The 12,197-nt window shown below is 41.4% G+C and carries 13 protein-coding genes; 4 read left to right on the top strand and 9 right to left on the bottom strand.

Going from position 1 to position 12,197, the window contains the following annotated elements; genetic code table 11:
• Window positions 1–8 precede the first annotated feature (8 nt).
• Both BMX30_RS00210 and BMX30_RS00205 read right to left on the bottom strand, forming a co-directional pair.
• Window positions 9–368 carry a spore coat protein gene (locus tag BMX30_RS00210; RefSeq protein ID WP_090739987.1) on the bottom strand — a complete coding sequence of 120 codons (360 nt, stop codon included), beginning with the start codon at window positions 366–368 and terminating at the stop codon, window positions 9–11.
• Window positions 369–389: 21 nt separating this feature from the next.
• Entirely contained in the window at window positions 390–599 is a 210-nt protein-coding gene (locus tag BMX30_RS00205) for a spore coat protein (RefSeq protein ID WP_090739985.1), read from the bottom strand.
• A 154-nt stretch (window positions 600–753) separates the two neighbouring features.
• Here BMX30_RS00205 and BMX30_RS00200 point away from each other — a divergent pair, with 154 nt between their 5' ends.
• Together BMX30_RS00200 and BMX30_RS00195 are read left to right on the top strand one after the other, a co-directional pair.
• On the top strand, window positions 754–960 hold the full coding sequence (locus tag BMX30_RS00200; protein WP_090739982.1) for a hypothetical protein: 207 nt from the start codon (window positions 754–756) through the stop codon (window positions 958–960).
• On the top strand, window positions 957–1,262 hold the full coding sequence (locus BMX30_RS00195) for a spore coat protein (RefSeq protein ID WP_090739979.1): 306 nt from the start codon (window positions 957–959) through the stop codon (window positions 1,260–1,262). Before BMX30_RS00200 ends, BMX30_RS00195 begins: the two co-directional genes overlap by 4 nt.
• Window positions 1,263–1,346: 84 nt before the next feature.
• Here BMX30_RS00195 and BMX30_RS00190 read toward each other — a convergent pair whose 3' ends face one another.
• The 6 genes from BMX30_RS00190 to BMX30_RS00165 all read right to left on the bottom strand — a co-directional run bounded on the left by BMX30_RS00190 (window position 1,347) and on the right by BMX30_RS00165 (window position 9,801).
• Window positions 1,347–2,780, bottom strand: coding sequence for an aldehyde dehydrogenase family protein (locus tag BMX30_RS00190; RefSeq protein ID WP_090739977.1), 1,434 nt, complete (start codon window positions 2,778–2,780; stop codon window positions 1,347–1,349).
• Between the two features lie 30 nt (window positions 2,781–2,810).
• Window positions 2,811–3,857: a homoserine dehydrogenase gene (locus BMX30_RS00185; protein ID WP_090739974.1), complete on the bottom strand. Its 1,047-nt coding sequence runs from the start codon at window positions 3,855–3,857 to the stop codon at window positions 2,811–2,813.
• A gap of 21 nt (window positions 3,858–3,878) precedes the next feature.
• Entirely contained in the window at window positions 3,879–5,096 is a 1,218-nt protein-coding gene (locus tag BMX30_RS00180; protein WP_090739971.1) for a M20 metallopeptidase family protein, read from the bottom strand.
• Window positions 5,097–5,330: 234 nt separating this feature from the next.
• On the bottom strand, window positions 5,331–6,524 hold the full coding sequence (locus BMX30_RS00175) for a cystathionine gamma-synthase family protein (RefSeq protein WP_090739969.1): 1,194 nt from the start codon (window positions 6,522–6,524) through the stop codon (window positions 5,331–5,333).
• Window positions 6,525–6,627: 103 nt separating this feature from the next.
• Window positions 6,628–7,818 (bottom strand): M24 family metallopeptidase, encoded by a 1,191-nt coding sequence (locus BMX30_RS00170; protein ID WP_090739967.1) that lies wholly within the window; start codon window positions 7,816–7,818, stop codon window positions 6,628–6,630.
• A gap of 270 nt (window positions 7,819–8,088) precedes the next feature.
• A complete protein-coding gene (locus BMX30_RS00165; RefSeq protein WP_090739964.1) occupies window positions 8,089–9,801 on the bottom strand; it encodes a PucR family transcriptional regulator in 1,713 nt (570 codons plus the stop codon).
• 318 nt (window positions 9,802–10,119) lie between these two features.
• Between BMX30_RS00165 and BMX30_RS00160 the strand changes: the two genes are divergently transcribed.
• Window positions 10,120–11,514, top strand: coding sequence for an FAD-dependent oxidoreductase (locus tag BMX30_RS00160; RefSeq protein WP_090739961.1), 1,395 nt, complete (start codon window positions 10,120–10,122; stop codon window positions 11,512–11,514).
• 20 nt (window positions 11,515–11,534) lie between these two features.
• Complete coding sequence (locus tag BMX30_RS00155) at window positions 11,535–11,711, top strand: H-type small acid-soluble spore protein (RefSeq protein WP_090739958.1); 177 nt, start codon at window positions 11,535–11,537, stop codon at window positions 11,709–11,711.
• Between the two features lie 50 nt (window positions 11,712–11,761).
• Here BMX30_RS00155 and BMX30_RS00150 read toward each other — a convergent pair whose 3' ends face one another.
• Window positions 11,762–12,193, bottom strand: coding sequence for a DMT family transporter (locus tag BMX30_RS00150; protein ID WP_090739956.1), 432 nt, complete (start codon window positions 12,191–12,193; stop codon window positions 11,762–11,764).
• Window positions 12,194–12,197 lie beyond the last annotated feature (4 nt).

Raw genomic sequence — 12,197 nt, 5'->3', positions numbered from 1 at the left:
CCCTCCTTTTATTTATCTGGTGTAGCGAACATACCTCTTCGGTCTGTATCGTTCGGATATAAATTTAACTCGGCAATTTGAACGGCCGTCTCTGCTGCCTTTAAATCCACCTCATATTGCGCCTTAAAATCATTAGGATTTAACCATCCCTTTTCAATCATTAAATCTGCAATCTCACCATGTAAATCCATTGCAGCCTCCATTTGTCTCGTTAGTACCTTCCTTAGTTCAGGACTAGCTGTTTCAGTGAGGGCAAAACTATAATTACGTATTCCGTTTTTAACTGTTAATAAAAAGTCCATAGCGAATGCAGAATCAGCTAGGTTTGGCATCCCTTCTGCATTTCTCGGATCTAAGTAATCTTTCATGTTTTATCACCTCCGAAATCATTAGTGTAGTAATTCGTTTTGTTTGTAATAGCCAACTAGCTCATTTATATCCTTAATAGATTGTTGAACATCTTTTTCCATCAAAGCTTTTAAATCATTATCAAAACAAATTCCTTGCATTAATTTGGACCTTAGCAAGCAAACCGTTTTAAAATTTAAAATTTCATGGGCTTCGAGTGTTTCGTGCAGTGCCAAAGTTTCCTTTTCCATAAAAGCCACCTCCAAAATGGTTATCGACAAATGTATTTTCCCCCATTAGTTATGAGATTTCTGTGGGATATTCTTACATTAAGGTGTTCGGTATAAACTTGAGGCCAACATGGATAATAAAAGAGAGTAAAAATGGGAAAATGGAGTGAATAACATGACAAAGTTCTTAGGCTTACACGAGACACTTGATGTCCATGAGATATTGACCTTCAAAAATCTTAGCCTTACAAAGTCATCAACGATGAGCAAACTTGCTCAGGATGAAGAGTTGAAAACAATCCTAGAAAGCGATGCGACTCTTTGTAGTCAACATATACACCAATTGACAAAGTTTTTAACAAATCGGGAGGAACAGGCATGAATCAGTTAATGCAAAATATGATGGGAATGGGCGGTATGACCGATCAAGTCATTGCAACTGATTTTTTAATTTCCATTAAATCTGGGATTAGAAACTATGCGGTTGCGATTACAGAAACAGCCACACCTGAGTTAAAAGAAGCTTTAAGAGAACAACTACGAGATGCAATCGAAACACATGAAAAAATCACTAATTATATGGTCGCCAAAGGGTATTATCACCCACATCATTTGGCCGACCAATTACAAGTTGACCTAACAGCATCCAAAACCGCCCTCAATCTCGCAAATAAAATGATGTAATCTTGCATTATGTATATAAATGTAAGGTGCCAGGCACCATCCAGTTTGGCACCATCCAGTTTCTGGATGGCGCCTGGCACCCGTCTATAATTTGAAGCACACGACTTTTGGTTCTGTCATTTCTTCGATGGCATATTTGATCCCTTCGCGGCCGAGGCCAGATTTTTTCACTCCTCCAAAAGGCATTGCATCAATACGGTAGTCACTACTGTCGTTAACCATAATGCCACCAACATCTAGCTTGGCAATCGCTTCATGTGCTTTCCGCACATCATTTGTGAAAATACCGGCTTGTAATCCGTATTCCACATCGTTTGCTTTCTTTATTGCTAAATCAAGATTCTCGACCGAATACAGAAGAACAACCGGACCAAAGATTTCTTCCTTCGAAATCGTACAATTCTCCGGTACATCTGTTAAAACAGTCGGTGAATAAAATGCACCCTCACGAATTCCACCCGTTAACAACCGAGCACCTTTTTCAATTGCTTCATTGACGATGTTTTCAACACGAATTGCTTCCTTTTCACTTATTAAAGGTCCCATGTCCGTTTGCTCAGATAGTTTATTCCCAACACGATACTGATTGGTCATTTCAACAAACGCAAGCTGAAATGCTTCCATAATTTGCTCTTGAATATATACTCGCTGGACACCTAGACAATTTTGTCCTGCCGCCCAAAACGCACCGGAAACTGTTGCAGCTACTGCTTCTTCTAGATTGGCGTCTTCTAGAACAATAACTGGAGAGTTCGACCCCAGCTCCATGCTGATTTTTTTAAGTCCCGCTTTGCGAACAATTCCTTCACCCGCTTCGAGGCCTCCAGTAAACGAAATCATTCGAACTGCAGGATGAGTAACGAGAGCATCGCCAATTTCACTTCCATAGCCAGTAATAACCGATAACACCCTCGCTGGCAGTCCAGCTTCAGCAAATGCTTCAGCTAGCAGTAATGCACTAAGTGGCGTGACCGTTGCAGGCTTGACAATGATAGCATTGCCAGCGGCAATCGCAGGCCCAACCTTGTGTGCAACCAAATTTAAAGGATCATTAAACGGAGTGATTGCGCCAATGATTCCGATCGGAATTCGCTGATAGTACCCTACCCGATTTTCGCTCCCTGGCATTTGATCGAACGAAATCGTCTCACCGTGGATTCTCCTCGCCTCTTCAGCACTAATTCTCAAGGTTTGTATGCATCTCTCTACTTCTTTTGTTGCTTCACGTATCGTTTTACTCCCTTCACGGGAAATCGTATAAGCATAGACTTCCTGATTTGCCTCAATATAAGCTGCCGCTTTATTAATCACCGACATTCGCTCATGAACAGACATCGCAGCAGCCATTTTCGCTCCCTCTTTTGCCTCCTCAACACATTGAAGAATATCTTCGGCTGTAGCAGCTGGTACTGTGTCAATAAGGCTGTTATCCTGTGGGTCCCTTACGTCAATGCTTCTATTCCTTCCAACCCACTTCCCAGCAAAAAACATTTTGCGACCAGTCATTTGCGTTCTCATCAGCCTTCCCGCCTTTCCATGAATTAATCTTTAAGGACGCTTTTCACGATGAATGGTTAGGAGATCGATTAACAAGGAAAATCCCGTTTCCTTTTTTCCAGCCCCTGCACCGCTTAATGTCACGGTTCCTAAAAGATCACATTCATAGCTAATCGCGTTCGTCGCACCACTGATTGAAGCAAGCGGGTCTAATAGATCTACTTTTTCTGGACCAATCGAGGCTAGCACCTTTCCTCGCTCTGTACGGGCTTTCGCTATTAGCTTCCAACGCTTTCCTTCTGCCTTCGCCTCTTCGATGTCTTTTATCGTCAGATCTGTAATTCCCTTGCATGCAACCTCCTCAACCGTTAGTGGGGCCTTCATCACATGGTTCGATAGAATCACAATTTTATACCGTGCATCATAGCCCTCAACATCGCTTGTTGGATCAGCCTCAGCGTACCCTAATTCTTGAGCTTGCCTTAATGCCTCTTCGTAGCTCATTCTATCAGTTTCCATCTTCGTTAAGATAAAATTTGTCGTGCCATTCAAAATTCCGCGCACTTCCGTAATTTCATTACCAGCAAGTGTCGCAATCGGCATTCTTAATGCGGGAGTTCCACTCATGACCGTGCCTTCAAATTCCCAGGACACATTATGTTTTTGAGCCATTTCATTTAACTCTTTATATGCAAGTGCAACAGGTCCTTTATTGGTCATCACAACATTTTTCCCACTCTCAAATGCAGCTTTACAATGGTCAATTGCCGGTTGCCCTGTTTTAACATCTGTATAAGAAACTTCGATGATCGTATCGGCATTCGATTCCCGAATCGTCCTTAAGCTATCCCAACCTGTTATTAACCCAGAATTAGCTGGATAGTTTTCAAGATTCCCCGTTTCCTGTAATACCTTGATTGCGGTATCGATATCTAGACCATCTGGATGGTAGATCGACCCCTTCATTAAGTCCGAGATTGCGACAATTTCAGGGTCGAATTCTTCTTCTCGTTTCAGAACTTCTTTTTTATCGCGTAAAATTTCAACAAGCCCTTGGCCAACTACGCCAAAACCAATAAAAGCTAACCTTTTAGTCATCCTCTAAACACCCCCACTAGATTAAGATTCTGAGAGAGTCACTTCCCCTCTTAAAAACTTCGCAGCCGTTTGTGATAAAACTGCCGTTCCTATAGGTAAACAAGCTTCATCAATATCGAAGATGGGCGTGTGTAAATCCCGATGACTTCCCTCACAACGAGCACACCCGAGGAAAAACATCGAGCCCGGTAGATTTTGTGTCACATATCCGAAATCTTCTCCCCCCATACCGAATTGGCCGTCGGTAATAACAAATTCTGGATAAAGCTCCTTGATGGTCTCAACCAACCACGAATTAACAATCGAACTATTCTTCAATGCTGGTTCCCCTTTATGAACTTGAAGGGAATAACGTCCACCAAAATTCTCTACAATCGAAAACGCCTTATCCAATTCTACAGCTAATAGATCGCGAACTTCTGGAGAATAACTTCGAATCGTCCCTTCGAGGGAGACCTCTGATGGGATAATATTACTGGCTGTACCTCCATGAATTTGCCCGATGCTAACTACTCCGGAATCTAAAGCAGAAATTCTCCGTGAAATAATTCCATGCAACGCTTGCATTACTGGACCAAGCATCCAAATCGGATCTGTCCCTAGCTCCGGATAAGCCCCGTGTCCTCCTGTGCCATAAATTCTTCCTTCAAATACATCGATATTTGCCATGCTGTAACCATCATTCACTTGAAAGGCCCCCACTTCAAGCCACGGACACATATGAAGAGCTAACGCTACATCGACACCATCATAAACGCCCGCTTGAATCAAGTATGGAGAACCCGACAGGCCGTTTTCATCTGTGTTCTCCTCTGCCGGTTGAAAAATGAATTTCACCGTACCCGACATTTGACCTTTTTGAAACACCTCTCCAAGGACATGTGCTACCCCTAGCAATATAGCAGTATGAGCGTCATGCCCGCACGCATGCATCACTCCATCATTTTTAGAAGCGTAAATGACACGGTTTTCCTCGGTGATAGGTAAGGCATCCATATCCGCTCGAATCGCAATAGTGGGTCCTTCACCATAAGTTAACGTCCCTACTACACTAGTTTCCACGCCAATACCGGTTTCAACCTTCATCCCAGCTATCGAACGTAACGTTTCAGCAACCAAACGTGAGGTTTTGAACTCTTGAAAACTGAGTTCCGGATTTTGATGAAACATACGGCGCCATTCAACCAATCGATCGGACAATGAACTTACTTTCTCCAAAATAAGGTCAGACTGTGCCATCAATCTCCCCCTTCTTTCTATAAAAGATACGGAATTCACACCTAATTTCGTAGATAATTATTTAATCGTCAGCTCCTATTAAACTTGTGTACTCATTTCAGAATGGGACATTTGTGCACAATAGGATCTGCCTGGGGACTATGCAGTCCCCTCACCCTTTAGACATAATGTAACGTCTCTTCTGTCCCTACTACCGCAGAAGTCCAGTAAGCTCCATTTTGGGGGAATCCCCTTTTAACAAAGCTCATTCTCTTTAATAAAATTAAACGCCTGTTCAAAATCAGCAATAATATCCTCAATTTCTTCAATCCCACAAGAAACGCGAATCAACCCTTCAGGAATTCCCATTGCCGCCCTTTCCTCCGGGGTACATTCTACATGGCTTGTTGTCCGAGCAGGACCAACTGTGGTTTCCACTGCACCAAGGTTTGCCGCACGATTCGCATATTGCAATTTAGGAAGCAGGTTTCGTACGGTGTCAACTCCGCCTTTCACGGCAAAGCTAAGCATGCCACCAAAATCCTTCATTTGTTTCTTGGCGATATCATGGTTCGGATGCGTTTCTAGCCCCGGGTAATAAACCCCTTCAACTAACTCTTCCGTTTGTAGATACTTTGCCAGTGCCATTGCGTTTTCACATTGCTGACGAACTCGTAGATGCAAAGTCTTCATCCCACGTAACATCAGATAAGCCGCCATTGGATCCATCGTTGCCCCGTTAATTTCCCGGTAATGGTAAATTTTCTCGATAAGCTCTTCTGGACCGCAAATAACTCCCCCTAATGCATCTGCATGACCACCTAAGAATTTCGTTGCACTATGGAGAACCAAATCAGCTCCTAGTGATAGCGGATTTTGATTCAAAGGTGTAGCAAAAGTATTATCGACAATCACCAATGCACCTACTTCTTTTCCAGCCTTAGCCATTCGCTCAATGTCGGTAATTTTTACAGTCGGATTTGTAGGCGACTCTAAGTAGAGAATCTTACAACCTTTCGCGACTTCCTTCAGCATTTGTTCATGGTCACCTGTATCACAAAGAACGACCTCAACCTGCTGCCTTGGTAGAAATTCTGTGAAAATTTTATTTGTCCCACCATACGTATCTTTAATGGAGACAATCCGGTCACCAGGAACTAAAAACGTTGACAACGTATTGCTAATGGCTGCCATCCCAGTAGAAAAGCTCGTTGCACTTTCCGCCCCTTCTAAAATTTTCACTTTATCCTCAAATGATTGGACGGTAGGGTTCGTGTTACGACCATAAATATGCCCCTTTTTCTTTCCGACCGCTACATCGTACCATTCATCCATGTCATCGTACCCGTACGCTACGCTCAACACGACGGGAACCTGGGTCGCTCCATGAACCAAATAATCCTTTTCTCCAGCCCAAACAGCTTTTGTTCCAACTTTACTATCTTTCATAAGATCACTCCTCACAAAAATTTCCACTGGGACTACAGAATCGAACGTCCCATTTTCGCAATCCATCGATCTAACGTAAGTGGATGGCCGAGTTTTCGCTACGCTAGCTAATGCCCTCTAAATATCCATCTTTTATAATTAAATGCCTTGGTAAGGATGCAAATGTTTCACAGCCAGTTTCTGTGATTCGAATCGACTCGCTCGCCTCAAACCCGTACTGATCCAACCATATACCAGGAATGAGATGAAAGGTCATATTTGGCTTTAGGATAGTCTTATCCCCCTGACGGATACTTGCTGTGTGCTCTCCCCAATCAGGTGGGTAATTTAGACCCATTGAATATCCAAGTCGTGATTCCTTTGTTGCACCAATTTTTGCTATGGTTTTCCTAAAAGTCTCTTCAATCTCCTCACAAGAGACTCCGGGTTTAATCATATCTAGACAAGCATTTAGTCCTTCGACGACAATATCTGACAGTGTCTGAACCTTCTGCTCTGGCTTTCCGATGCTAACCGTCCTCGCAAGTGGAGAATGATACCTTTTATAGCAGCCTGCCAACTCTAAAGTGACAATATCTCCTTTTTCGTACCTTTCATCGGTCCATGTTAAATGTGGTGTGCTCGTTCTCTCTCCTGAGGGAAGCAAAGGAACGATTGCTGGATAGTCGCCACCAAATTCAGCAGTACCCTTAATTTGTGTTTGAAAGATTTCAGCAGCGACATCACATTCCCGCACTCCTATATCAATTAACTCGATTCCTTTATTCATCGCTAACTCAGATATTTTCGCCGCACGCTTTATATACTCAATCTCGACATCTGATTTCACGATACGTACCCAGTTGACGAGATGGGAGGCATCTTTAAAGGTGGCATTAGGTAGTCCGGCACTTAATCTCATATAACATTGAGCCGTAAAATAATAATGTTCCATTTCGACTCCTATGGACCGTTGATCTTGACCGATTTGTTTTAAAATTTCTGCAACATAGTCCATTGGGTGTTTTGTGGTAGATTGAACATAATCATCTGGATAGGGAAAGATATTTTCATGAAACAGCCAGGTTGTTAACTTGGCTCCATTGGCGTCCTGCCCCCTTCCAATCCAAAGTGGCTGATCCTCGTCATCAATGACTACTAACATTTGATGAACATAAAAGGACCATGCATCATAGCCAGATAAATAGTTCATATTCGCTGGGTCGGTCACAAGTAACACTTCTATTCCCTTTTCTGCCATTCTTTCCTTCGTTTTACGAATTCTCTCCAGATATTCTGCTGTTCCAAAACCCATAGGAACATTCCTCCTGCTCTCTCCTGTATTAAGCATTTAAATCAATTGATTAATTTTATAATAGTAAAAAAGGGAATAAATGGTCATTCGTCAACATGTATGAACTTTTAGCTAGCACCCCTGTCAAATTATCTGAAAATAGGTAGATACCTAATTCGGGATTCTCCCCATTAAGGGCAAAATTGGATATAAAAATACGGCGATTGCTCAACAAATATTGAGCAACCGCCGTCGTTGGACCTTAATTATTAAGCCTCTTATTACTATGGCTTATGTGTCTATTCTACTCCCCTCATAGTGACCCATCTTCCAAATCCTAATGCTTAAATCTAATAAAAATAGATCATCTGGATCGACAAGAGATAACCCAGTCAATGATTCAATCTTACGGAGCCGATATAAAAGGGACTGTCGATGAAGATTTAGAAATCGGGCGGTTTGACTCACATTTCCATGACATTGATGATAAGAGTTTAAGGTCCCGATTAAATCCATATTTCTTTGCTGGTCATATAGGACAAGAGGTTTAATCGTTGACAAGATCACTTCCTTCATTTCCTCATTCTGAGCAATGGCAAGGAGGATTCGGTCGATATGTGTTTGTTCGTATAATGTACGGTTACCTGCTCCGTTTTTCCGTTGACCAATTGTTAAAGCTAACTTGGCATTTTCATAGCTTTTTTTAAATCCATTAAGGTCTTCATGGTAATTGCCAATCCCCCAAGATAGAACGACATCAGGCAATAAATTTCTAAGGCGACGCTCTACAAGATCCAGAAACGCAGCGGGGTTTTCATTTGTTTGACCTGGTAGAGTTTCGATAAAAATAAGCAATTGATCCTCCTCATAAGTCATCATAATTTCTCGTTTTAACGATTGTGCAGCGTAATAAATTTCTTCTTCGATATAACGAATCATACTCTCAATCCATTGCTTAAATGAACCTTCTTCTCTTTTGATTTTCTCATATAAATTTTGTAAATTTTCTGGATAACCCAAAATACAAAAATAGGGTAACCTTAAATTATACCCTAATAATTTAGCTCGAGAGTTTGCTTGATTCCACGAATGAATGTTCCCCTTAGCCAGTTCTAAAACAAAGTCACTGCGAAGACGCATTTCCGTCTTTTCGATTGCATTTTTACGAGATAGCCAGAGAGCTATGGTAGTAGTGGAATGTTCTAACACGGTAACAATGTAGTTTGTTAAAAAGGAGTCGACAGGCACTTGGGGAGGTAATAACAAATACAAATATCCTTGGATGTCGCCTGAAACTTGAAATACTGGGAGTTGAAGAGCTGTGTATCCTTCAAGTTTAATCAGTTGAAATTTGTGGAGCATTGGATCATGCGGTAATAGTGAAGTCCCTTCTTTAACCGGTATGACACCTTCTATTACATAATCATTCCAACTTTTTATAAGCCTATGAGAGTGATTGTAATGCTCATGAATGATCCCTCCGCGATCGGTAATAACAAGAGGATAACCAACCTGTTTTTCAATGAAATGCAGGATTTGCTTAAGGCCCTTTTCTTGCAGAATTAATTTTAATAGCTCCTGTTGAATCTTTTCCGACCTTTCCCTATCTTTTTGCTGACGATTGTTTAGTTCTCTCATAACCTCTTCAATGATATTTCCGAACCGAACTTCCCAAGGGATTTCAATTAAAATGAAGTCATGTGCTTCTGCTAAATCCAATACCTCCTTCGGAATATCAAAAATATGTCGCCCTAATGCGACCAAGAGGGCTGATGCTTCGGATTCAATTATATCTTCAACAAATTTTTTAAACAGAATTAAATCGTGCCCACTGCCAATCGCTGTGCTCAACACTAATTCGTTTTGACGAACAAAGTTCTCAACGGGTGTTTCAATGACAGAAATCCATTGAACATACCGTTCGTTAACATGCTCTTCACCCGTTCTTATGCTAGCGGTTTTCATAATATCTAATTTTAAAACATCGCCGATTGTAAGCTTCATAATATCCCCCTTTGACCTATAACCCCTATGGCTAAGGATTCGACAGTGACTATCGTGAACAAGATAGGATTTATGTTGTTCGGCAACAATATGAAAACGACAACCAAGTTGCAACCAACCAATACAATATATACTACATACGTATTGTTAAAAAACATATAATATGAATTTTACTTATTTCATACGCGACCTGAAATGGAAGATAACTGGAAGGTGCCTGGCACCTTCCAGTTATCTTCCATCACTTCATTGGTGGTGCATGGTTTAGTAACTTGGTATACTGGTAGGTAAATTGAACTAAAGTGAGGATTATTCAATATGGCAACAGGAAGTAAGTCTAGACTTGGGCAACGTGCCATTGTAATTGGCGGAGGTATAGCTGGTAAATTAGCAGCTCGAGTGCTTTCCGATTATTTTAACGAAGTAATGGTACTAGATAAAAATAAAGAGAGCGACCAAACTTCTTTGCGAAGTGGAGTTCCTCAAGGATCACATGGTCATGCTCTATTAAAAAGTGGCGAGGACATTCTTGAAGATCTTTTCCCTGGAATTACAAATGAACTTCTGACTTCAGGAGCCATTCCATCTAATTTTTCAAAAGACATTTCCTGGTACCATCATGGAAGCTGGAAAATTAAGCATCATTCAGATATTCAAACCTTACAACAAAGTCGACCGTTCTTAGAAGGCCACCTTCAGCGCAGACTTGAACAGATTAATAATATCCATTTTATCTATGGTGCAAAGGTGTCGACGATTCTAACGAATCCTGATAAAACTAAAATCACCGGCGTTACATACCGAACAAATTTTGGAGTAATCAAAGAATTCAATGCTGATTTAATCATCGATGCTTCTGGTGCAGCCACGCAAACGCCAAAATGGTTGAAGCAGTTGGGTTATCCTCAGCCTGAAAAAACAGAAGTAAAAGTGGATCTGTTTTATGCTAGTAGGGCCTACCACACACTCTCACCAATAGAAAAAGATTGGAAAGGATTACTCATTTATCCGAACCCACCAGGACAAGCACGTGGAGGGGGCATCTATAAAATCGAGGATAATAAGTGGATGGTTACTTTGCTTGGCTATGGTATTGAAAATCCCCCTGCCGATGACCATTCATTTCTAGAGTATGCAGCAGCCCTAGACCATCCGACGATTTATCAAGCGATAGACCGCGGGAAACCATCATCAGAAGTAAGTATCTATCGTTTTCCTTCCTTACGAAGATATCATTATGACAAACTAAAAAAATTTCCAAACGGATTAGTGGTCATGGGTGATGCCTTTTGCCGGATTGATCCAGTATTTGCCCAAGGGATGAGTCTCTCTGCCCTTGAGGCAACGGCATTAAAGGAAGTCTTAGAAAAAGCAACCAAAAATCGATCTCTTAACCAAATATCTCAATTTGCACACCGTAAGTTTAGTAAACTTCTTGATATTCCATGGATGATCGCTTTAACGGAGGATTTTCGGTTCAACCATACAACAGGAAAGAGATTTCTTGGTTTACCATTTTTGCAATCCTATATAAAAAAGGTCGTAACCGCTAGTGCAACAAACAAAGATGTTTATGAAACCTTTATCCATGTCCTGCATCTTAAAGCACATCCGGTGAAATTGTTTAGTCCGAAAGTATTAAAAGCCATTCTGTTTAAGAAAGTAGCAACAGGAACTTCCAGTGCTCATAATGACCATACAATTCGGACATAATACCATCGAGGTGAGTTCAAATGGACCTAGAGCGTGTGAAAGAAATCCTTGCTTCTGAAGAAGAGATATCTGTTCATTTCCACGGCATACCCATCTGGATTGAAAGCGTCGACCAAACATCCAGCATGGCCGTTATCACAGCACGAGGAACACACGAAGAAAAACAGCTCGTTAGCATCGATGGATTGGAAGAATAATGTAAAGTGCCAGGCACCATCCAGTTATCTGGATGGTGCCTGGCACTTTACTATTTTTGGAATATATAGATAGAGGCAAGCATTAGCAATAAAGCAATCCCCTTTTTAAAATCTATCGGAAACCGTTCTCCTCCGAACAAGCCAAAATGATCGATTAAAGATCCGATTAATAATTGACCAACAATGACTGAAATAAGTGTTGCTGTGACACCAATCTCTGGTGAAACAATCACTAGCACAACGACAAAGAATGCCCCGAGTAACCCGCCGATTAGTTGTCCCTTGGGTACTTCGGATATTGCTAGTAGATTCCCCTTTCCCAAAAAGAGGACAAGAAAAAATAAGGCAGCTGTTCCAATAAAAAAAGAAATAAAAGAAGCCTCTAACGTTCCGACTTTCTTTCCTAATCCCCCATTTACGACTGCTTGGATTCCCATAGCAATTCCACCAGCTAAAGCCAGTAGAGAAAAAATCAATTTCACCTAC

Source organism: Mesobacillus persicus, from assembly GCF_900109925.1.
In the GTDB taxonomy this organism is placed as follows: domain Bacteria; phylum Bacillota; class Bacilli; order Bacillales; family Cytobacillaceae; genus Mesobacillus_B; species Mesobacillus_B persicus.
The sequence above is the reverse complement of the archived record's forward strand: the minus strand, read 5'-3'. Positions and strand labels throughout refer to the sequence as shown.